Raw genomic sequence first — 22,891 nt, forward strand, 5'->3', positions numbered from 1 at the left:
GTTTCATTTTTATTGCAATTACGTTTTATTGTTTTATAATAGAAACATAATTGAAACATCACAAGAACGGCCATGAAAGGAGTATTTTATGACCAATATCGTTTTAATCGCCTCCGGAGACTCCATCTCCAACTTAGGGAAGCAGCTTCAAAAGAAACTTGCCTTTCCGGAATCCCTTTCCATCGTAAATACCTATATGGAACAGGCTGTAGAATATGCACGCCGCCATCTTCCAGCGGGCACGGACGTGATCATCGCCCGGGGAAACACCGCCAAACTCTTAAAGGCCTCCCATATTCCGGTTCCCATTGTAACGATCCCCATCAAGGACTCTGAATTGATCCGCTCCATCACCACAGCCACGGAACTATATGGGGAAGAGGATTCTCAGATCGCCTACATTGGGATGGAAGACGTCATACAATCTGTCAGCGGCTTTCTGGATATCCTTCACCGGAAAATCCGCCTCTACAGCGTAGAAAACAGCCAGGACATCTATGACAACATTCTCCGCGCCAAAAGGGAACACATAAACATAGTGATCGGAGGTGTTTACACCCAGGAACTGGCTGAGAAAAACGGACTGAAATGCGTCCTTTTGGAAAGCTCCATGGAATCCTTAAAAGAGGCCTACGAACGGGCCCTGGAAGTGCAAAAGGGAGTTATGCTCCAGAGAAAAAAGCTTCAGGAACGAATCATCATGATGAATGCCATTTCCGACGGAATCATCGGAATCAATGAAAAGGGCAGGATCAATCTGTTTAATTCCTCTGCCCAAGGCCTGCTCCGGTATTCCGAAGAGGAAATTACAGGGAAACCTTATTCCACGCTGTTTTCCGGCGCAGAGACGGCCATCATCAACCGGATCCTGCTTCGGGGCGATGAAATAAAAGGGCACGCGGCTGTCATCAGAGGTGCGGAATGCATTCTTGACTTTCATCCGGTCATGATCAAAGAGCGGAGCAAAGGCGTAATTATCATCGTAAGATCCCTGCCGGATTCCGGCGTTTCTGCAACAGCCGGGACGGACTCGGACGGAACCTCCCCCAGACAGCCGGCCGAAAAATTCTCTAAAGGACGCCCGGCGGGAAAACATCCCGCTTTCCTGACAGCCTGCTCCATGGCAAGGCGGTATGCGCCACAGGACGCTCCTGTGCTGATCGTAGGCGAAAGCGGCACAGGAAAAACTGTATTTGCCAAATGGATTCATGATTTAAGTTCCAGGAGCGGTGAACTCTTTCTCATCCGGGACAGCCGCCTTCTGTCCTTGGAAGATTTTTTGTCCGCTAACCGGGGAACGTTGTATATTCGTGACATCGAACAGATTTCCGATCCCATATCCGCCCTTTTAGCCGGGCTTCTGGAAACACATACCATAATCCTTCCTAATCACACTTGCCGGGATCTGGATGTCCGCATCATTGCCGGTTCCACCCAAAGCCTGCCCGGCCCTCTTCCTGACAGATTATATTACAGCCTGAACACCTTTTTACTTCCTTTGCCTGCGCTGCGCCAACGCAAAAGTGACATCTGCCCGCTTTTTTCCGAAATGGCGAAAGCATACAGACAGGAAACACCCGGCCCGGCGTTGCAGGAAAGCATTCCTTTCCCCTCTGGTGCGGAAGAATTGCTGGAATCTTATTTCTGGCCAGGTAATTTAAGCCAGCTGAAAAGCCTTTGCCGGCGTTTTACCTCTTTTGCACCTGAGGAGCTGACTCTTGATTTTATAAAGAAAAATCTGGATGACAGTGCTTATTACGCACACCTCACCCAGAAAGATTTTTCCATATCAGACTTTGCGGTCTCCGCCGAGAAAAAAGGCTTTATGATCAACCACAGACTGGTTACATTTGAAGAGCTGCTCACCTTAGACCGCTGCTGCCAGGGTCACAAAGGCGCGCTTGCCAAAGAGCTTGGAGTCAGCCGTTCTACCCTGTGGCGTTATTTTAAAATTATGGACCAGGCGAAAGGCGAAGATCAAAGCCCTAAGATCTGCCGTCAAATGGAAGGCCGATAAATCCTTCAATCAGCTTTAAGGTCTGTTCCATTCCTTTCTCATGGGTCCGTTCCGTCCCATGGGAAGCATGGACTCCCGGCCCGATCAATGCCCCCCGGATATTATGCCCTCCCTTCATGGCGGCCCCCACATCAGAGCCGTAATGAGGAAATACATCCACCGCATAATCCAGGCCCCTCTCCTTTGCGACGGCGATGAGGCGGTTCGTCATTTCATAGTCATAAGGACCGGTGGAATCCTGGGCGCAGATGGATACCTTTCTTTCATTCCCGGTTAAGTCATCCCCCAGGGCCCCCATGTCCACTGCAAGAAATTCCTCTATGTCTTCCGGGATCCAGCTGGCGCCAAACCCAACCTCTTCGTAATTGCTGATCACTATTTTTAAGGTCCTTTCCGGCTTGTGCCCGGACTTAAAAATATCCTTTAACACTCCCAGAAGAATGGCCACGGAGGCCTTGTCATCCAAGTGGCGGGACTTGATGAACCCGCTTTTCGTATGGACAAACATGGGGTCAAAGCTGATGTAATCTCCAGGAGCTATTTCAAGGTCCTTTACATCATCAGCGCTTTCAGCCAATTCATCCAGGCGTATCTCCATATTTCTGGCCTTTCTCTCCAGGGTCCTGGCATTGTCATAGGTGTGGACAGATGGCTCTTTTGTAAGGATGGTCCCGGTGTAGGTTTTCCCGGTCCTGGTGTGAATTTTACAGTACATCCCTTCGATGGTCTCCATCATATAGCCTCCAACCGGCACAAGGGTGAGCATCCCTGCCGGGGTGATGGAGCGGACCATTGCCCCTAAAGTATCCACATGGGCGGATAAGCCTAAAACCTCCTGTTTCTGCCCTGGAACTTCAATGATCAGGCCTCCTTTCCTGTTATAGGCAAAGGAACAGCCAAATTTTTCAGCTTCCTCCTCAACCGCCTGCATGACTTCCCTGGTATAACCGCTGGGGCTTGGAATATTAACGATTTTTTCTAACATTGATATGACATATGACATGGTTTCCATGGTAATTTACCTTCTTCTTTCTTTATTTTTCTTTTTACAATCCTTTCACAAGGAATGTAAGTTCCTGTATTCGCTGGGCGTACAGCCATAGCTTCTTAAAAATAGCTTGGAATAATAGCTGAGATGATTAAAGCCGCATGTAAGGGCGACCTGGGTGATGCTGGCAGCTGAGTCCTTTAAAAGGCCCCGGCTCACCTCCAGCCTGTATGAATTTAGAAAATCAATGGGTGACTGCTGCAGATAACGTTTGAAAATGATGCAGCATTTGCTCCTGCATATGCTTCCCGCCGCCGCAATATCAGATAAGGTCAGCTTTTCCGTATAATGCTGGTAAATATAAGACACCATATCCTTTTGGGCTGAAATATCGGAACCAGCCTGTCCGGCTGTTTCCGGGGATATGGCTTCACACCGCTCACAAAGCCGTTTCCATAAAGCGAGCATGATCCCTATTACCTCGATCTCGTAGGCAATGGAGGCCTGCTCCTTTGAAAAATAAATCTGATCAAGCTGGGCCGCCGTCTCCCTTCCCTCGCTGCTTAAACCGTCAAAGTAAATATATTCCATGCCTTGGTTTTCCATAATCGGGGCTATGTACTTTTGAAAAAGCAGTTTATTTCCTGTAAATAACTGGGGGTGGAACAGGATACAGATAAAATCACAGTCCTGCCGATTGCAGGAATAACCGTAGTGCATCTGTCTGGCATTGACCATAAGGCAGTCATTCTTTTTAAGCAATACCCTTTTTCCATTTACATGGTAGTTCATCTGACCTTTTAAAATGCGGATGAATTCTAAGTCTTCATGCCAGTGGCAAAGGGCCTTCCAATCAGGATAATCTGACAGCTTATCCCTCTGGATATAAAGCGGAATCCCCATCTGGTCATAACGGACAATTTCAGAGGCATCCTGCATGACATTGGTATCTATCATAAAATTCCCTTCACCTTCTCTAAATACGATTGTTATAATAAATAAAAATAATTGTGTTAGATAAGTGGGTCTCAGTGCATTATCATTATATCATATAAATCATAAACCGGCAAAGAAGGTTGAAAGAAAAATCATTTGTACACGAAAATAAGGATGGAGGAACAAGGCATGCTGTCAGACTATCATGTGCACTCTTATTACAGCGATGATTCAGAGTGTCCCATGGAAGAAATAATACAAAGGGCGGTTCTTTTGGGATTTGATGAAATTGCATTTACAGAACATGTGGATCATGGAGTAAAAACCAATTTAAATTGTGATTATGAAAGTTATTTTAAAGAAATAAAAGAAATGAAAGAAAAGTACAAGGGAAAATTAACTATAAAAACAGGGATTGAGTTCGGGGTTCAGACTCACACTATCCCCCTTTTCCAAAAGGATTTTGAAGCCTATTCCTTTGATTTCGTCATTCTGAGCAATCATCAGGTGGATGATAAAGAGTTCTGGAATTACCAGTTCCAGGAGGGAAAGAGCCAGAAGGAATTTCAAACCGCTTATTATCAGGCCATTTATGAAGTTGTGCAGGCATATAAGAACTATTCCGTTCTTGGCCATCTGGATATGATCAAACGGTATGACACCTATGGGGAATATCCGGACAGCAAAATCATGGATACGGTGGAAAAAATACTCCGCCAGGTCATTGCCGACAAAAAAGGAGTTGAAGTGAACACCTCCTGTTTCAGATATGGCCTAAAGGACTTAACACCCTCCAGGGAGATCCTGAAACGATATCTTGAGTTAGGCGGAACCATCCTTACCATTGGCTCAGATAGTCATAAAATTGAGCATTTGGGAAATCACATTCAGGAAGTAAAAGGGATGTTAAAAGATATAGGATTCAAACAGTTCTGCACTTTTAAGAACATGCAGCCCACTTACTGGGAACTATAATAAGGTGATGCCCTTCCGGCGGTCATTGACCGCCGGAAGGGCATCACCTCTCTTATTTCACAGCCTGCTGCTACACTTCAAAGATCAGATCTCCATAGCTTGGCATTGGCCATAATTCTTTGTCTACCATCATCTCCAGCTTATCTGCAGGCGCCCGGAGGGCTGCCATGGCAGGCACGGCCTCATCATGGTAAGCAGTTGCCTGCTCCTTGTTGCCTTCGACTGCCGCACATTTCTCAGCAACATCATTCAAACCGGCCAGAGCCACCTTCATGTCGGAAAGGAGGGCGCTCACTTCGATAAGAAGCTCTTCCTGAACGCTGATATCAGCTACCGGACAAGCTGCCTTTACCTTTCCAAGGGAATCGGCCAGCAGGGAGGCGTATTTCACGGCCGCCGGGATGATCTGCTTTCCGGCCATATCAATCATGGTCTTTGCCTCAATGTTAATGGCCTTGCTGTAGGCCTCATATTCAATCTCAACCCTGGATTCCAGTTCAGCCTTTGTGAATACCTTGAATTCCTCAAACATTTTCACGGAAGCCTCCGTTGTTAAGGCAGGAATGGCTTCCACCATTGATTTAAGGTTTGGAAGGCCTCTTCTTTCAGCCTCTTCCACCCAGGCATCGGAATAACCGTTGCCGTTGAAAATGATTCTTCTATGGGAACACAGCTGCTCTTTGATCATGTCATGGACTGCTGTGTCAAAATCAGCCGCCTTCTCAAGGATATCTGCTGCTTCCTTAAATGCTTCAGCCGTAATGGTGTTTAAAACCACATTGGGAGAAGAAATGGAATCAGAGGAACCCACCATGCGGAACTCGAATTTATTGCCGGTAAATGCAAAGGGGGAGGTCCTGTTTCTGTCCGTTGCATCCTTGAATAAATCAGGAAGTGTTCTTACTCCTGTCTTTAAGGTACCGCCTGCCTTGGAACGGGTAGCCTCTCCTGTGCTGCAAAGCTGATCCACTACATCCTCTAACTGCTCTCCAATAAACACGGAGATAATGGCAGGAGGTGCTTCATTTGCTCCAAGCCTGTGGTCATTTCCTACATCAGCTGCAGATTCACGAAGCAGATCCGCATGTTTGTCAACCGCCTTTAAGATACAGGACAGAACCAAAAGGAACTGAATGTTCTCGTGAGGAGTTTCTCCGGGATTTAATAAGTTGATCCCGTCATCTGTAGTCAGGGACCAGTTATTATGCTTACCGGAGCCATTGACTCCTGCAAAGGGCTTTTCATGAAGCAGGCAGTTTAATCCATGACGGCCTGCCACCTTTTTTAAGGACTCCATTACCAACTGGTTATGGTCAACAGCCACGTTTGCCTGTTCAAATATGGGAGCCAGCTCATGCTGGGCAGGAGCAACTTCATTATGCTGGGTCTTTGCCGGTACTCCCAGCTTCCAAAGCTCTTCATTTACTTCCTTCATATAAGCCGCGATCCTCTCACGGATGGAACCGAAGTAATGATCCTCCAACTCCTGTCCCTTAGGAGGCATTGCACCGAACAGGGTGCGTCCGGCATAAATTAAATCTTTTCTCTGCAAATACTTTTCATGGTCAACCAGGAAATATTCCTGCTCGGCTCCTACGGAAGGGGTCACTCTCTTGGAGGTGGTATTTCCGAATAATTTTAAGATTCTTAATGCCTGCTCGTCAACAGCCTCCATGGATCTTAAGAGAGGTGTCTTTTTGTCAAGAGCTTCTCCCGTATAAGAGCAGAAAGCAGTAGGAATGCAAAGGGTAACGCCGATGGCATCTTCCCTTAAAAATGCCGGTGAAGTGCAGTCCCAGGCGGTATAGCCCCTTGCCTCAAAGGTTGCCCTTAAGCCGCCGGACGGAAAAGAAGAAGCATCCGGCTCGCCTTTTACCAGCTCTTTACCGGAAAATTCCATGATCACCTTTCCTTCGGCCGTAGGTGAAGAAATGAAGGAATCATGCTTTTCAGCGGTAATGCCCGTAAGGGGCTGAAACCAGTGGGTGTAGTGGGTTGCCCCTCTTTCAATGGCCCAGTCCTTCATGGCATGGGCTACCACGTCGGCAATCGAAGGATCCAGCTCTGAGCCATCCTCAATGGTTTTCTTTATTTTTTTGAAAACAGACTTTGGTAAACGTTCTCTCATTACTGCTTCGTTAAATACATTCCTACCGAACAGCTCGGCTACATTTATAACTTCGCTCATAAATTTTCCATCCTCCCATATTTCGATAAGTCAAACTGCTTTTTAGTCTCCTCACGATCTGAATATGCGCATACATCAGAAAAGGCGCCCTCCCGGTATAAGGAGAACGCCATCGTTCTTAAATTAAATTAAACCATTTTCCGTAAAAAATCAAGTACTTTTTAAAAAATATTTTCCTTAAGCTTTTCCAACTGAACCAAATAGTTCCATCTTTTCTTTTACAGTGGCTTTAATTGCCTCAGTTCCTGGGGCCAAAAGTTTACGTGGATCAAAGCCCTTGCCTTCCAAATCCTTGCCAGCCTCAATATACTTACGGGTAGCATCTGCAAAGGAAAGCTGACACTCTGTATTTACATTGATCTTTGCAACGCCAAGGCTGATAGCCTTCTTGATCTGATCTTCCGGAATGCCTGTCCCGCCGTGAAGCACCAGAGGCATGTCCCCTACTTTATCCTTTATGGCAGCCAGTGTATCAAAGCTTAAACCTGCCCAGTTTGCAGGATACTTTCCGTGAATATTGCCGATTCCTGCTGCCAGCATGGTCACGCCTAAGTCTGCTACCTGCTTGCACTCATCAGGATCTGCGCATTCGCCCATACCCACAACGCCGTCTTCCTCGCCGCCGATGGAACCAACTTCTGCTTCAATGGAGAGTCCTTTTTCAGCGCAGACCTTCACAAGCTCCGTGGTCTTTTCCACATTCTCAGCAATGGGATAATGGGAACCATCGAACATGATGGAAGAAAATCCAGCTTCAATGCACTTATAGCAGCCGTCATAGGAACCATGGTCCAGATGAAGGGCTACGGGAACTGTAATATTTAATTCTTCGATCATGGCCTTTACCATAGCAGTTACGGTCTTATAGCCTGTCATGTATTTGCCAGCACCTTCGGAAACACCCAGAATAACCGGGGATTTCAGCTCTTCGGCTGTCTGTAAAACAGCTTTCGTCCACTCAAGGTTGTTGATGTTGAACTGTCCAACTGCATACTTTCCGTCTCTTGCCTTTTCAAGCATTTCTTTTGCTGAAACTAACATATCACAAACCTCCATTTTAAATTTTTCTCTTATATCCTTTTTATTATATACCATCTTACCTTATTTGGAAAGAATAATTTTTCCAGATTGTCATTTTTATAACGAAGTTACATTTTGCTTTCATCCGTACTTTGCTTTATAATAAATATAAGTTACAAATACATGATAGGAGATTTTTTATGAAACGAATGATGAGAAAGGGCATTTTCCACCCCCTGGACTCTGAAACCACAGAAATGCTGGAACACCAGAAAAAGCCGGATTTGTTTTCTGGAAAGCAGCTGCGCCAGTTGATTTTTCCCCTTGTGGTGGAACAGATACTGGCTGTTTTTATGGGAATGGCCGATACCATCATGGTGGCCTCCTGCGGAGAGGAAGCCGTGTCAGGCATATCCATCGTGGACACCATAAACGTCCTTTTGATCGGATTGTTCGGGGCAATGGCTGCCGGAGGTTCTGTCGTAACGGCCCAGTACATCGGCAGAAAGGATGAAAAAAGCGTTGCCAGGGCCGCAGGCCAGCTATTCCTGGCCATAGGAGGGCTTTCCATTTTTCTTATGGCAGTGACCCTTATCTTTAACCAGCAGCTGTTAAGGCTCATATACGGCAATATCGGTCACGAGGTTATGGAAAACGGACGGGTCTATTTCTACATATCCTCCCTTTCCTATCCGTTCCTGGCATTTTATAACAGCAGCGCAGCCCTTTTCAGAACTTCCGGAAACTCCAAGGTCTCCATGCAGGTCTCTCTGGCCGCCAACATCTGCAATATTGCGGGAAACGCCCTGCTGATCTACGGCTTTCAAATGGGTGTGGCAGGCGCCGGGCTTTCCACCCTGTTTTCCAGAATCTTATCTGCAGTGGTCATGGTGATCCTTCTCCGGAAGCAGAACCATTTCCCAATAGAGTTCCGCTTAAAGGTTGACAAGACCATGCTGCGCCAGATCCTCTATATCGGCATACCAAACGGCCTGGAGAACAGCATTTTCCAGCTTGGAAAGCTTCTCCTGTCCAGTCTGACCGCCAGCTTCGGCACCATGGCTATTGCTGCAAATGCGGTAGCCAGCACCATATGCGGCCTGGAAACCATACCGGCCAACGCCATAGGCATCGCCTTAGTAACGGTAGTTGGGCAGTGCATTGGGGCGGGAGAACTGAAACAGGCCCGGAAATATATGGGAAAGCTCTTAAAAACGGCATATATCTGGCTGCTGGTATTAAACCTTTCCATCATACCATTTTTGAAGCCAATATCCAACATGTTCCATTTATCCGGCGAGACCAGCGCCCTGGCCGTCAAGCTGATGCTTTACCACAGCATCTGCTGCATGCTGATCCATCCCCTGTCCTTTTGCTTAACCAACGGCCTGCGCGCCGCCAATGACGTCCGTTTCACCATGACAGTGTCCATCTGTTCCATGTGGATCTGCCGGATCGTCCTTGCCTACGTACTGAGCCTGTATTTCGGTCTGGGCCTCATGGGAATCTGGATCGCCATGACCATTGACTGGCTGGTGCGCGCCATTTTCTTCTCCACCCGGGTCTTAAGCGGAAAATGGTGCCGGTATGCCAACCGGAACATGAATTAGCTTAAAAAGCTTTCCACTGCTTCCTTCATCTTATCCCCATCGCATTCGGTACTATGGCGTACCGGTGCGGTGCGGATTTCTTCCACTGCCTGAGGAACGGGAACCCCGGATAACTCTGCCAGATGATCGATGATCCGGAATTCATCAGGCTCTTCCTGCTTCCCTTCAATGGCTTCCAGAACGCTTCTTGAGAATTTATAGGGGCTTGCCGTGGAAGCAATGATATTCTTTGCCTGATCCTTTGTTTCCGCCTTGTATTGGTCATATACACATGCAGCCACACCGGTATGGGGATCGATCAGATAGCCGGTATCCTCAAAAACCTTCTTAATAACTGCCCCGGTTTCCTCTTCTCCTGCAAAACCTCCCATAAAATCTTCCATAAAGTGCTTCATACCGGTGGTTACTGTATAGCTGCCTTTATCACCCAGTTCCTTCATAAGAACCGCATTGGCCTCTGCATCACATCCGGCACTTAAATAAATCAGGCGCTCTAAGTTGCTGGATATTAAAATATCCATGGACGGAGAACTGGTGAGAATAAAGTCCCGGTTCCTGTCATAAGTCCCGGTCTGGAAGAAATCATAAAGAACCTTATTTTCATTGGAGGCACAGATAAGGGTCTTAATGGGAACCCCCATCTGCTTTGCCAAATAGGCGGCCAGAATGTTTCCAAAGTTTCCAGTAGGCACGGTAACATTGATCTCTTCTCTGTCAGAAATCTCTTCACAGGCAAGGAGCTTTGCATAGGCATAGACATAATACACCACCTGGGGAACCAGCCTGCCGATGTTAATGGAGTTAGCGGAAGACAGCTGAAAGCCCTTTTCATCCAGTTTGCGGGCAAACTCCTTATCTCCGAATATCCTTTTGACACCTGTCTGAGCGTCATCAAAATTTCCATGAATGGCGGCCACATGGGTATTTTCCCCTTTCTGGGTTACCATCTGAAGTTCCTGAACACGGCTCACTCCATCCTTTGGATAGAACACGATGATTTCCGTCCCTTCCACATCGGCAAAACCAGCCATAGCGGCCTTTCCTGTGTCACCGGAGGTAGCGGTAAGGATCACGATTTTATTTTTCACCTGATTCTTTTTTGCAGCAGCAGTCATCAGGTGAGGGAGAATGGAAAGGGCCATATCTTTAAATGCAATGGTGCTTCCATGATATAATTCCAGATAATAGGCTCCGTCAGCCTTGGCAAGAGGCGCAATCTCCTCTGTATCGAATTTGCTGTCATAAGCCCGTTCAATACAGCTCTTTAACTCCTCTTCTGTGTAATCCGTAAGGTACAGCTTCATAACCTCATAGGCTGTCTCCTGATATGTCATTTCCGACAGCTCCTTCATGGATTTGTCAAGCTTTGGGATAAAACACGGCATGAACAGGCCGCCGTCTTCCGCCAGCCCTTTTAAGATTGCCTGGGAAGCTGTCAGGCCGGCCTCTTTGCCCCTGGTACTTTGATAGGATATTTCCATGGTATGTTATTCCTTTCCTGCTCTCTCATAATATCAATGGATCAAAAACCTTGCCAGCATTGTAGCACACTTTCTTTAAGGGCGCAAGAAAAAAGGGCAAAAAGTTTCCATCTAACGGACGAATGTATTCACACCAGAGACACAAGGGTTCCATTTTTATTCTCTATATGGTAAGATACAACCATGGATACAGAAAGGAGACAGCTTCATTGAGATACGAACACATGCTGACAGGGATCTTTATAAGCCGGCCTAACCGTTTTATTGCCCACGTCCTGATTTCAAAAGAGGGGTATGGAGAAGCGGAAGTGATCTGTCATGTTAAAAATACAGGGCGCTGCCGGGAGTTACTCATCCCCGGCGTTAAGGTGCTGGTGCAGTTTCATCCAGAGGCCGCGGCCCTTGGAAGAAGGACAGAATACTCTTTGATCGGCGTATGGAAGGAACGGGAAAGGGGCGGGCCGCTCCTCATCAATATGGATTCCCAGGCCCCCAATCAGGCAGCGTACGAGTGGCTGCAATCCTCCCGGGAAAATTCTCCCCTGCCTTTTCACCAGGCGGAGGATACGCTTTCCCTTTTCCGTCCGGTCATAAAGGACATCAGACGGGAAGTTACCTACGACCAGTCACGGTTCGATCTGGCTTTTCAGGCAGTTCTGCCTGGAAAACGGGAAACCCATGGGCAGAAAATCCCTGCATTCATGGAGGTTAAGGGTGTCACCCTGGAAGAAAAAGGCCTTGCCATGTTTCCTGATGCGCCGACGGTGCGGGGAGTAAAACACATGGAGGAGCTTATTAATGCCCACAGGGAAGGATATGAAGCTTATATCCTGTTTGTCATCCAGATGAAAGAGATGGAGGCATTTACGCCAAATAAAAAAACGCATCCGGAATTTGCGGAAGCGTTAAAAAGGGCGAAGGAGGCAGGCGTCCATATTTTAGCATATGACTGTGTTGTTACGGAGGATTCCCTCTCCCTGGACATGCCGATCCCGGTCTATCTGACGTGATATGTGAGGAAGGTTTCAACGGACTTGTTGTGGTAACCGTTGGAAACCGCTGTTACGGAGTATATAGACCCTAGCTGAATAGAGGAAAATAAACGCAGCGTCACGCTGCGTTCATTAGACATCCATATTAGAATTTTGATTCGGTTAAAAAAACAGGAGCATCGCTTTTGACATGGAATCATGATTATTTAATTAAAATTTCCGACCTCCGCCTCCCATAGTGCGTCCGGAGGAAGTATGGGTAGTACTCCTGCCGCCGGAGGAAAAACCGCCTCCGCCCCGGCCTGTATTCCCCTGATTCCGGGGAATGATCATATAGGTCACGGTTTTGTTCACCAGATGGTCGAACTGGTCCGAATACCGGAACTGACAGTTTGCACGATAGGCCATCAGTGAGTTCTTAGCCCCGCCTCTCTCCTTTTTCATGGAATACCGGCTGGTTACTCCCCCGCAGGCTGAAGCCGCCGCAATAAGCCCGATAAGGGCTGCTAAAGCTGCCTCATACCACCGGATGCTGCGGTAAACACTTATTTTTCCTGTCTCTTTATCATAATTATACTGTCCTCCTGGAATTCCGGCCTTATAATATTTGGTCACACCATCCAGAAAGCTCCCGGCACAGGCTCCGTAATTCTGATTGCTTATCTCGTCATAAGCGGAATCCAGAATGGAATTCCAGCGCTTATCCGTTAAAAAGCGGTTCATCTTTCCTACCGGAAGGATGTAAAGCTCCCGGTTATCCATGTCAATCAGGAACAATACCCCGCTGTAATCCTTCCCAACTCCATAGGCTCCTCTTATGTAGAAATCCTCCGCATATTGTCCGGCCGACTTTCCACCTGCCTGGTCTGTGGTTGTAATCACCACATCCATATTCATATCTTTTCTCATCGCCTGGATCTGAGTTTCAAATGTTTCTATTTCTTCCTGGGAAAATAGTCCGGCATCATCATATACCCGTTTTTCACTTAAAGCACCTCCCGGACTCTGGCTTTCGGCAAAAGCTTTCATGCCGCCGGAAAGAACGATCAGAAACAGAAGAACCATAAACAGTAAAACGGTTACCCGGCTTATCCCAAGGAACAGTCCCTTTGTTTTCGTCATATCAGATACCCCACAATCAACATGGCAAGAAATACGGGCAGGAATATTTCCATAAACAGAAGCATCAGTTTGTTCCGGTCCACAGGAAGCTTGCCGCATACCTTACCGGTCTGCCCATTCACTGTAAAATAATACATCTGGTCCTTTGCCCCATCGTGGTAGGTAAGGGTCCACACAGGCAAAAGTGCATACTCCCATCGTTCATCCTCCAGGTGGATGGATTGATTCTGAACCCTCACAGAATCATAGGAGGTAATGCTGTTTTTTAAAGACTGCTCGGCAAACAGGCGCACCTCTGATTTTACTTCCTCAGAGAATTCCTGCTCTCCCATGTCCCGCCGTTCTGCCACAAAGCCGGAAAGATATCCCATGGAAAAGGGCTTCATTTTCTCCGTTTCAAAAGGCAGCACGCCCTCCACCAGCTCCCGGTTGGACTTTTTGAGGGCATTACGGGGCACGAATTTCACGGGCATAGAACCTTCCCTGCGGACATCATAGGTCTGAGTTTCCGTATAGCGGCGGTCACCGCTCACCCATACCCTCAGACGGTCCGCTTTTGCATTTAAGCTTCCCTCCGCCCGGCAGCTGTAAAGCATGTAAGGAAAATATACGCCGGAAATCTTCTCAATCTGGTCTTCACTGTAAAAAGCCTTTGGAACAAACCGTTTCTTTTTCATCCATTGCTCAAAGATTTCCACTGCCCGCTTCTTTTCCATTGCAAATGGAACCACATAGTCCGGATGGAATTCTCCGGACAGCCTGCCCGATAAGATCACCGGGTTATGGCAATAGTAGCAGAAGGTCGCTGCAGTGGTCTCATCCGTCACGATTTCGGCGCCGCAGCTTGGGCAGGCATAAAGGACAGGCTCTCCGCCCTGTTTCTTTGCCTTGGGTGCCTCCGGCTCCCTGCTTTTCTTTTCTGACTTAGGCTCCTGCGGCTCCCCGCTCTCTGTTTCTTTCTGGTTGAATTCTGATAAGCAGTATTCACAAGCATACTTCTGCTTTTTCGGATCAAAGATAAGCGGCCCGCCGCAATTTGGACATTTATAGCTTATGATCTCACTCATGGTCTTGGTTTTCCACACTCCGAACAAAATCTGCCATTGTTTACAGTTTTACATTCACAGGTCCATGTTCCTGACGGCTTTGGATTTCCGCATTCCGGACAGAACTTTCCTGTATTCACACTTCCGCAGCCGCAGGTCCATGGGCTTTCCAAAGGGCTTTCGGTCTTACCCGCTCCGCTTACCGGAGTCCGCTCCATGGAATTATCCTGCTGGGCCCGGTTCATCTGCATCTGCTGATAATTGGCACTTGAAGCTGCTCCCATAAAGCCGCCGCCAGTGTTCATTCCCATGTTCATTCCCATAAATCCTGCCATGGAACCATTGGCATTGCTTCCTGCCGCTTCAATACCTCTGGCCACTGCTCCCTGCACATAGCCCTCCCTGACCCCGGGATCGCCAAGCATGGCACCCTGGTTGCGCATCTGGATCAGTTTCTTTGATTCCTCATCATAGGAAATACTGGCGATTCCCACGGACTGGATCTCAATTCCTCTCTGGTCCTTCCACTGGTCATCAAGGACACCCGCCATATACTGTCCCAGTTCCCTTCCTTTTGAAGCTACATAAGAGATCCGGATGCCATCGGCGGACATCTGGTTGATCGATGACTGAAGAGCCTCTAAAAACTCAGATAAATACTGGGCATTGATGTCATCCACCTCGACCCGGGAAGCATTTTTCGGTATGGCTTCCCCATAGAATAACAGAGGGTCTGTCACCTTGATGGAATAGGTTCCGTGGGCCCGCAAAAACAGCTCCGCATTATAAAACTGATCAAAATAGTTGATGGGATTGGGCGTACCGAACTTGATCCCTTTAATCTCCTGTAAATTGATGAAATACACCCTCTGGGAAGTGGGTGTCTGGCCGCCGAAGCGGATCCGGTCAAAGGATTCCTTTATTGCCTCATCAAACTGACCGTTAAAGAGGGATGGAAGGGAAGAATTTTTCACGGTAAAATAACCTGGTTCTCCGGTGTAATCAATTACCTTTCCGCCATCGACCAAAATCATAAACTGATTGGGGTAAACATGAATCACGGAACCATCAGATACCGTATATTCTGTGCTTTTTGTATTGGATCCCTTCCGGATCTTCACTCCGCTGGTGAATACGGTCTGATCTCCCATATTGCCTGCTTCTATCACTTCAAGCCACTGGTCTGCCAGTGAACCTCCTACTGCGGTAGTAAGCGCCTTAACAATTCCCATGTTATTTCCTCCTCAACAATATTATTTTCCCGGTTCCTGATCGCCATTCAACCCTCGCAACCATGAGCAAGCTCATCTTCGCTCCCTTTCGCTCACCATATCATGAACCTGCGGTTCCTGATCGTCATTCGCCGCTCGCGCCCATGAGCAAGCTCATCTTCGCTCCCTTCCGCTCATTATACTACACCATTAAACGGTTGGCTATACAGATTCCCTCATCATGGCAATTTCTTTGGCATAGCCGGAAAGGTCATTGGGTGTTTCTAAATAAAAGGGAAGGTCCTTTAAGGCCGGATGGACCGTGATCCGTTTTAGAGCCTCAAAGCCTATAAAGCCTTCACCGATCTTTGCATGGCGGTCCTTGTGGGCTCCCAGAGGGTTCTGGCTGTCATTCAAATGAATGGCCTTCAATTTATGAAGTCCGATGACCCGGTCAAACCGGTTTAAGACCCCGTCTAAATCCCCCACAATGTCATAGCCCCCATCCCATACGTGGCATGTATCCAGGCAGACTCCCATATGGTCTTTTTGCTCCACCCGGTCCAGGATCTCCTTAAGCTCTTCAAATTCCCTTCCCACCTCGCTGCCCTTTCCGGACATTGTTTCCAAAAGCACGGTGGTATGTTGCTGCGGCGTCAGAACCTGATTAAGCATATCCGAAATAAAGCATATGCCAGCTTCTGTTCCCTGTCCCACATGGCTTCCCGGGTGGAAATTATAGCAGTTTCCGGGAGTGTATTCCATCCGGTCCAGATCATCCTTCATGGTGTCTCTGGCAAGGGAACGAAGCCCTTCATTGGGAGAGCAGGCATTTAAGGTATAGGGAGCATGAGCCAGAATCCTCTCAATCCCGTGGTCCCTGGCAAAGTCTAAGTAACGGTTTACATCCTCCGGATTCATGGCCTTGGCCCTGGTCCCTCTGGGATTTCTGGTGAAAAACTGAAAGGTATTGGCATCAATCTTCACAGCCTCCTTCCCCATGGCAAAATAGCCTTTTGAGGAAGACAGATGACATCCGATCGTAAGCATAAAAACCTCCTGTCATTTTATTTTTCTTATCTTTTTCCCTTTGGACGGGCTGATGGCCATTACGGCGATGAACATGAACACAGCAGCCAGTGCCAACTGAATGAAAATGCTTAAAACCACCCAGTTTTCCATGATAAAGTTATCCGGGTGAGGGCCAAACCAGCTGTTTAAGCTCCTCACCACCTGATTATCCCCTGTCTGGCCGTTGATCATTGCATAAAAGGTGGCCGCCGGGTTTACCAGGAGCAGATAGAGGAATGCGCCGGAATTGGTCTGATCAGCCATGCCGCCCACGGACATGGCATAGGCACTGCTCATATTCATACGGGCCATGGATAAGACAAAGGCATTGATTGCATAGGTGCCTGCGGCAATGAGGACCAAAACTCCATAGCTGACTACAGTGGCGATGGTGGACCGTTTAAAAAGGGAAGAAAAACAGATTCCCATACTTCCGCAGAGAAGGGCCACCGCTAAATAACACAAAAGCAGAAGAAGCACGTCATAAACCATCACTCCCCCATAAACAAAGGACACCGCCAGAAGGGGAAAACTGGACATGATCAGGATGAACATGGTGCCAAAGGAGGAGGTGAGCTTCCCCCATATGATTTCCCATGGCTTTAAGGTGGTGGTAAGAAGAAGGTCAAGGGTCTGGCGTTCCCTTTCCCCGCTTATGCCTCCTGCGGTCAGGGCAGGCATGATGAACATCAGCATCACAAATTCCACCGCAGCCACGAACACGTACAAATTGGTAAAGGAAGAATACTGAATCTCCGCCGTCAGCTTAACCCGCTCCACCACGGAATACATGTTAAGCAGGACCACCAGAGCCAGGATGGTATTAAAAAGGGCCAGGATCAGTGCCAGACGGAAGCTTCTGGAGCTGACCATTGTTTCCCTCTTATAAACCGGATTCAATTTCATGTACAAGCACCGCCTTTTCTTTATCATGATCCGTGATCTGCATGAACAGGGATTCTAAGCTTCCCTGTTCCCTGTAAAATCCATGCACAAGCACGTCGGCATCCACCAATTGCTGCAAAAGAAGGGCCTCATCCTGATTATCTCCGATGAAATTCACCCGGATGTCCTCGTCTTTTACCGCTATGGTCTGGACGCAGGGCTGGCTCTTTAAGATGGTCAGCGCCTTTTCCTTATTTCCAAGAACAGAAATGATCAGAGGATTGGAAGCGTTGACCCTGCGCAGGATCTCCTCCATACTTCCGCTTAAGACCATTTTTCCCTGGTCAATGATCCCGATATCCGTACACAGTTCGGAAAGCTCAGAGAGAACATGGGAGCTTATTAATATGGTCTTTCCCTGCTCTTTTAATTCCTTTAAAATTTCTTTAAATTCAAACCTGGTTCTCGGGTCCAGCCCAGAGGCCGGTTCGTCAAGGACCAGCAAAAGGGGATCGTGGATCAAAGCCCTTGCCAGGCAGAGCCGCTGTTTCATCCCTCTTGACAAGCTGTCCACGTAAAAATTCACCTTATCCTCCAGGCCCACCTGCTCCAAAAGAGTCATGTACCGGGTCCTGGCCTTCAAGCCGTCGCTCCCATAACAGGAGGCAAAGAATTCCATGTATTCATTGACCTTTAAATTGTCATAAACCCCGAAAAAATCCGGCACATAGCCGATCTTCAGCTTTAACTCATTTAAGCCCCTGGACACATCCACCCCGTCAATCATCACCTGCCCGCTGTCAGCGAAAAGAAGCCCTGTCATGATCTTGATGGTGGTGGTCTTTCCTGCTCCGTTAGGTCCTACGAATCCATAAAGTGAACCCTGTGGAATATGTAGGTCCAGACCGTTTAACGCATGGAACTTTCCAAATTTTTTCCGTAAATCCTTAATATCTAACATTATTTATCCCTTCCTGTCACAGTCAGCATGGGCAGAGTCACATACCAGTTGTTCTCAGCCGTATTGTCACATACATATTTTACGGTCAGGGTGTTGCCGGGAGACAGATAAGGGGTGAGCTCCCAGGCTTTATAAACCCCTTTGCCAGGGTCCATGGCATCGTAATTTCCCGTGTCATGATTGTAGAAATAGACGTTTCCCTTAAAAATAGTGGTGTAGTAAAAGCTTTCGCTGTTTAAAAACTCATCGGAAGGGTTTTCAAAGGTCAGTGTTTCCACCTCTAAATCATTTCCAAGGAAATACTCCAAAGCTACCGGGTCTATGCCGTAAATGGCATTGGAATCCGCATAATACTGCCCGCTTACCACTGTAGGCGTTTTCATGAGGGCAGAACGGGAGGTCTCTCCGCTTTTCTTTGTATTCACATTAATGGTGGATGTGAACATGGACATGCCGTAAGTCTCATAACTTCCCCTGGCAAGGAACTGACTGGCTGACTGGTCCTTGCTGAAGGCCACGATCCTGGCCTCGGGATTATAAAATGAGGAATATTTATCCAGGTAAAAGCTTAAAATATTGGTCCTTGACAGGGCCAGCATGTAAGCAGGGTCTTCAATATCTGCTTTTTGATACTGGTAGCTTCCCGTCACACGGGCTGATACCAGAAAGGAATTATTAATGGGGTAATTGATCACAGGAAGCCCCTCTAAGTTCATGGTCTCTCCCGGCTTCAGCTCTTCAATGACCACCATTTTCCCGTACATCAGGATCCCCACCTTTTCTACCTGGAAGGGATATTCATTGGTCACGGTGCCGTATACCTTTCCCCCAAACAAAGTAATGTCCCCTGTCAGGCCCTGATGATCGGTATTGGGAGTCCGTTTCCTCAGAGAATAATATTTCGGAGTAAAGGCCGCCGCATTCTGAACAGAAACCCTGGTGTCATTTTCCCCATAGGATATCTTCACCTTGTAATCTTCATTTCCCATAAATCTGGGAACCGGCTTCATTTCATAGGAGCTGCTTCTGGTGATGGGGAGTAAGTCATAGGACGGGTCCAGGGCAATGGTATATGCCTTGTTGTAAGGAGTCCTCATGTTGAGATAGGTGTATTCATCCACATAGTCTGACCTGGTATCCAGAATGGTGGCATAGGTAAAGAAGGTGTCCTTAAATCTGGTTCCCATTCCCATTAAATATACTACCGCAGCAAAGAACAGTGAAACTGCTGCAACTCCTGTCCGGTAAAATCTTCTCCGTTCCTGCTTTTTTAAGAATAAGTAAAGCCCGGGGCCTACCAGAAGAATATATCCCAGAATCACCGCTGCATAAAGGAATAAGTCAGGCAGCTTATCCACGTCTCCGGTATTTAACATATTCTGGACGGACCAGAACTGGGCGGAATTGCCGCTGTAAAGGTATGAGGACAAATCATTTAACTTGGCTTCTCCCAAAAGCGCCGTAAAAAGCTTATCCACATAGGAGCGCTGGACCTGGCAAAAGGAGGCGATGTCCACAAAATCATAGGCGGCCACTCCCACCTTTCCTTTTCCCTTTGACACGGATGTGAGGACCGGGAATTCATCATTGGACAGCACTCCGGTGCCTCCTTTTAGGGAAACATCCGCGCAAACCAGATTCATAAAGGAATCTCCCGGGCCATTGGAAGAATATTCCACTCCCATGTCCACGGATTTTTCCGAAGGCGGAGCATAATCCTCCTCCAGGATATCGGAACGGAAGGCATAAAGGGTGTCATCTGCCCTGGCCCCGGTTCCAAGAAGAAGGATTCCCCCTTCCTTCACCCATCCCCAGATGGCAGATACCTGGTCTTCTGACAGCCTTTTTGTATCATAATCCGTAATCACCAGCACATCAAGAAGATCCAGGCCGATGACATTATCTGGCATCTTCGATCCGTCCATTTCAAAGGTCTTGATCCTGACAGAGCTGTAATTTACTCCAACGCCCTCCATATAGGACATGGTTTCCGGCTCATCCGACAGCACTCCCACAAACAGCTCCGCAATATCCGCCGTGACATTCATCTTTAAGCGTTTACGGATCAGTTCTCTTCCCTGGGAGTCCAGAAGCTTTACAAAAAGGACATCTGCCCTTCCCACGGGGATATCCAGGGACTCCTCCGCCGATTCAAAAGCACCTAAGGAAACCGGGTATTCATATTGGTAAATGTCATAATCAGATTCCATTGCCATAGCCTGGACCGTCCCATGAAAGCCGGAATCCAGCTGGCTGCTTAATGTAATATTTACCGGCACGTAACGTCCGCTTTTTGCATTTCCTTCATAGCCGTAGGAAACATCCATGGAAACACCGGAATTGGAGGCAGCATAATTTCCGTCTGTGGGGGGATTCCCCGCCTCCATCCCAGCCGATGTTTCATATGCCATGCCGAAAGCAGGCAGCATTACGCTGCCTGCTATGGTGACCGCAATGGCACAAATCAGGGATATTTGTCTGAATTTCATTCTCTGTCACCCTATCTTTCCAAAGTTCTCTTTATTAATATCAAAATCCACTAAAAGCTTTACCGTAAATACCGTACCAGATAAGTCGCTGGTCACTTCAATGGTGCCGCCGTGCATATCCACAATATTCTTTGCAATGGCAAGCCCCAGACCGGTTCCTCCCGTATTGGTGGAGCGGGACTGCTCCACCCGGTAAAACTTGTTGAAAATGAGGGGCAGCTCCTCCTCAGGAATCACGTAACCATAATTGATCACCTGGATCGTGACCAGTTCCTCGCTTCCGTGAACCTTTACCAGGATGCGCTTTCCATCCGCTCCGTATTTGATGGCGTTGTTAATCAGATTGTCAAACAGACGGGCTAAAAGGTTGCCATCCGCCGAAATGACCTGGGCGGGGACATTGCTTTGAAGCTCATAAGAAAGGTTCTTATCCACAAAACTGGGATAAAATTCCTCCAGAAGCTGACTCAAGAGCTTCACCACGTCCACCTTGGACACGTGCATGGAGATCTTTCCATAGTTCAGCTTTGTAAATCCGAATAAATCTTCGATCAGCTTTTCCAGCCGCTTTGTCTTCACGTATGCAATCCCTATGTAATTTTTCTGGACTTCCGGATCAAGCTTTGTTTCTCCGGATAAAAGTTCCAGATACCCGATGATGGAGGTCAAGGGCGTCCTTAAGTCGTGGGCAATGTTGGTAATCAGCTCATTTTTGGTCCGCTCTGCCTCCCGTTCCTTATCCATGAGGCTTCTCAAATCTCCCACCATCTTGTTTAAACTGGCAGCCATGACGGAGAACTCATCATCTCCCTCAATGTCTACCATAATGTTTAAATCTCCCTCGGAAATGCTCCGCATGGCATCAGAAATCCGGCTGATGTAACGCATGGACTTTTCCTGGAGAAGAAGGAAGGTGACCGTGAATATTCCTATTCCGAAAACCACATAAATCAGGATCACCACCACGTCAAAGGAAGTGAGCATTTCCACAAATGCATTGTCCCTTTGGGTGTTTCTCATGTAGGAGGCTACCAAAGATACGTTGGTTACCAGAAATATCTCGATCAGGACCGTGACCACTGCGCTGTAAAAAATATTGGCAATGACCCGGGTATGGAAACGGCGATTGATATCATTTTTCAATTTTGTATCCTACCCCCCACACAGTGGTGATGATCTTGTTCTGTCTGGTATCTTCTTTCATCTTGCCCCGCAGGCGTCTGATATGTACCATTACCGTGTTATTGGCCTCATAAACCTTTTCGTTCCAAACCTTTTCAAAAATCTCATCCGTGCTGAACACCCTTCCCGGATTGGAAGCCAGCAAATAAAGGATATCAAACTCAATGGGGGTGAGCTTGATCTCTTCCCCATAAACAGTCACCTTGTGGTTATCCTTGTTAATGGTCAGCCCTCTGATTGCAATTTCATTCTTAACCGCCTCGTTCACCGCGCTGTTGGGGTTTAACTGGGTATAACGGCGCAGCTGGGATTTTACCCGTGCCGTCAGCTCCAGGGGGTTAAACGGCTTTGTCACGTAATCATCAGCTCCGGTTCCAAGACCCAATATTTTGTCCAGATCCGTAGACTTGGCACTGAGCATGATGATGGGAATGTTATTAGTCTCCCGTATCTTCTTGCACATCTGCAGGCCATCCATTCCTGGCATCATGATGTCTAAAAGCACCAGATGGATCTGGTTCTTTTCCAGAATTCCCAGTCCCTCTTCCGCATTATTTGCTTTGTATACTTTATATCCATCACTGACCAAATAGATCTCCACCAGCTCCGCAATTTCTTTCTCATCATCCACAACCAGAATGCTTATTGTTTCGGACATGAAAAATACCTCCCTTGTCGTATGTATATATAAGGTTCAGCGGTGCATGCACCGCTTAG

18 protein-coding genes are annotated in these 22,891 nt (G+C 47.5%); 4 read left to right on the forward strand and 14 right to left on the reverse strand.

Annotation, left to right across the window (positions count from 1 at the left end; genetic code table 11):
- Positions 1 to 88 precede the first annotated feature (88 nt).
- Positions 89 to 2,017, forward strand: coding sequence for a sigma-54-dependent Fis family transcriptional regulator (locus K401_RS0105625; protein WP_024292043.1), 1,929 nt, complete (start codon positions 89 to 91; stop codon positions 2,015 to 2,017).
- On the opposite strand, the gene K401_RS0105630 is transcribed toward K401_RS0105625, so the two are convergent.
- Both K401_RS0105630 and K401_RS0105635 read right to left on the reverse strand, forming a co-directional pair.
- The gene (locus K401_RS0105630) at positions 1,986 to 3,029 is read right to left on the reverse strand and encodes a M42 family metallopeptidase (protein ID WP_024292044.1); all 1,044 of its coding nucleotides are present in this window, start codon (positions 3,027 to 3,029) and stop codon (positions 1,986 to 1,988) included. The genes K401_RS0105625 and K401_RS0105630 overlap by 32 nt on opposite strands.
- A gap of 45 nt (positions 3,030 to 3,074) precedes the next feature.
- On the reverse strand, positions 3,075 to 3,962 hold the full coding sequence (locus K401_RS0105635) for an AraC family transcriptional regulator (RefSeq protein ID WP_024292045.1): 888 nt from the start codon (positions 3,960 to 3,962) through the stop codon (positions 3,075 to 3,077).
- Between the two features lie 168 nt (positions 3,963 to 4,130).
- Here K401_RS0105635 and K401_RS0105640 point away from each other — a divergent pair, with 168 nt between their 5' ends.
- A complete protein-coding gene (locus K401_RS0105640; RefSeq protein WP_024292046.1) occupies positions 4,131 to 4,916 on the forward strand; it encodes a histidinol-phosphatase HisJ family protein in 786 nt (261 codons plus the stop codon).
- A gap of 70 nt (positions 4,917 to 4,986) precedes the next feature.
- Here K401_RS0105640 and K401_RS0105645 read toward each other — a convergent pair whose 3' ends face one another.
- Positions 4,987 to 7,104, reverse strand: a complete 2,118-nt coding sequence (locus tag K401_RS0105645) for a glutamine synthetase III family protein (RefSeq protein ID WP_024292047.1) — start codon at positions 7,102 to 7,104, stop codon at positions 4,987 to 4,989.
- 177 nt (positions 7,105 to 7,281) lie between these two features.
- On the reverse strand, positions 7,282 to 8,145 hold the full coding sequence (gene fba / locus K401_RS0105650; RefSeq protein WP_024292048.1) for a class II fructose-1,6-bisphosphate aldolase: 864 nt from the start codon (positions 8,143 to 8,145) through the stop codon (positions 7,282 to 7,284).
- Between the two features lie 179 nt (positions 8,146 to 8,324).
- Between fba and K401_RS0105655 the strand changes: the two genes are divergently transcribed.
- Positions 8,325 to 9,734 (forward strand): MATE family efflux transporter, encoded by a 1,410-nt coding sequence (locus tag K401_RS0105655; protein WP_084492793.1) that lies wholly within the window; start codon positions 8,325 to 8,327, stop codon positions 9,732 to 9,734.
- Here the strand turns inward: K401_RS0105655 and thrC are convergent.
- Positions 9,731 to 11,215: a threonine synthase gene (gene thrC, locus K401_RS0105660; protein ID WP_024292050.1), complete on the reverse strand. Its 1,485-nt coding sequence runs from the start codon at positions 11,213 to 11,215 to the stop codon at positions 9,731 to 9,733. The two genes, K401_RS0105655 and thrC, sit on opposite strands and share 4 nt — an antisense overlap.
- Positions 11,216 to 11,424: 209 nt before the next feature.
- Here thrC and sfsA point away from each other — a divergent pair, with 209 nt between their 5' ends.
- Positions 11,425 to 12,225, forward strand: coding sequence for a DNA/RNA nuclease SfsA (gene sfsA / locus K401_RS0105665; protein WP_024292051.1), 801 nt, complete (start codon positions 11,425 to 11,427; stop codon positions 12,223 to 12,225).
- 192 nt (positions 12,226 to 12,417) lie between these two features.
- Here the strand turns inward: sfsA and K401_RS0105670 are convergent, their stop codons facing one another.
- The 9 genes from K401_RS0105670 to K401_RS0105710 form a co-directional block, all read right to left on the reverse strand.
- Positions 12,418 to 13,329: a TPM domain-containing protein gene (locus tag K401_RS0105670; protein WP_024292052.1), complete on the reverse strand. Its 912-nt coding sequence runs from the start codon at positions 13,327 to 13,329 to the stop codon at positions 12,418 to 12,420.
- Entirely contained in the window at positions 13,326 to 14,396 is a 1,071-nt protein-coding gene (locus K401_RS0105675) for a TFIIB-type zinc ribbon-containing protein (RefSeq protein WP_024292053.1), read from the reverse strand. Before K401_RS0105675 ends, K401_RS0105670 begins: the two co-directional genes overlap by 4 nt.
- Entirely contained in the window at positions 14,393 to 15,607 is a 1,215-nt protein-coding gene (locus tag K401_RS0105680; RefSeq protein WP_024292054.1) for an SPFH domain-containing protein, read from the reverse strand. The genes K401_RS0105675 and K401_RS0105680 overlap by 4 nt, the downstream gene beginning before the upstream one ends.
- Before the next feature lie 201 nt (positions 15,608 to 15,808).
- Positions 15,809 to 16,636, reverse strand: a complete 828-nt coding sequence (locus K401_RS0105685; protein WP_024292055.1) for a deoxyribonuclease IV — start codon at positions 16,634 to 16,636, stop codon at positions 15,809 to 15,811.
- 12 nt (positions 16,637 to 16,648) lie between these two features.
- Entirely contained in the window at positions 16,649 to 17,563 is a 915-nt protein-coding gene (locus K401_RS0105690) for an ABC transporter permease (RefSeq protein ID WP_024292056.1), read from the reverse strand.
- Positions 17,541 to 18,503, reverse strand: coding sequence for an ABC transporter ATP-binding protein (locus tag K401_RS0105695; RefSeq protein WP_024292057.1), 963 nt, complete (start codon positions 18,501 to 18,503; stop codon positions 17,541 to 17,543). The genes K401_RS0105690 and K401_RS0105695 overlap by 23 nt, the downstream gene beginning before the upstream one ends.
- Positions 18,503 to 20,992 (reverse strand): DUF8725 domain-containing protein, encoded by a 2,490-nt coding sequence (locus K401_RS0105700; protein WP_024292058.1) that lies wholly within the window; start codon positions 20,990 to 20,992, stop codon positions 18,503 to 18,505. The genes K401_RS0105695 and K401_RS0105700 overlap by 1 nt, the downstream gene beginning before the upstream one ends.
- 6 nt (positions 20,993 to 20,998) lie before the next feature.
- The gene (locus tag K401_RS0105705) at positions 20,999 to 22,135 is read right to left on the reverse strand and encodes a sensor histidine kinase (RefSeq protein WP_024292059.1); all 1,137 of its coding nucleotides are present in this window, start codon (positions 22,133 to 22,135) and stop codon (positions 20,999 to 21,001) included.
- A complete protein-coding gene (locus tag K401_RS0105710; protein ID WP_024292060.1) occupies positions 22,125 to 22,832 on the reverse strand; it encodes a response regulator transcription factor in 708 nt (235 codons plus the stop codon). Before K401_RS0105710 ends, K401_RS0105705 begins: the two co-directional genes overlap by 11 nt.
- Positions 22,833 to 22,891 lie beyond the last annotated feature (59 nt).

Source organism: Lacrimispora indolis DSM 755 (assembly GCF_000526995.1).
Taxonomy (GTDB): Bacteria; Bacillota; Clostridia; order Lachnospirales; family Lachnospiraceae; genus Lacrimispora; species Lacrimispora indolis.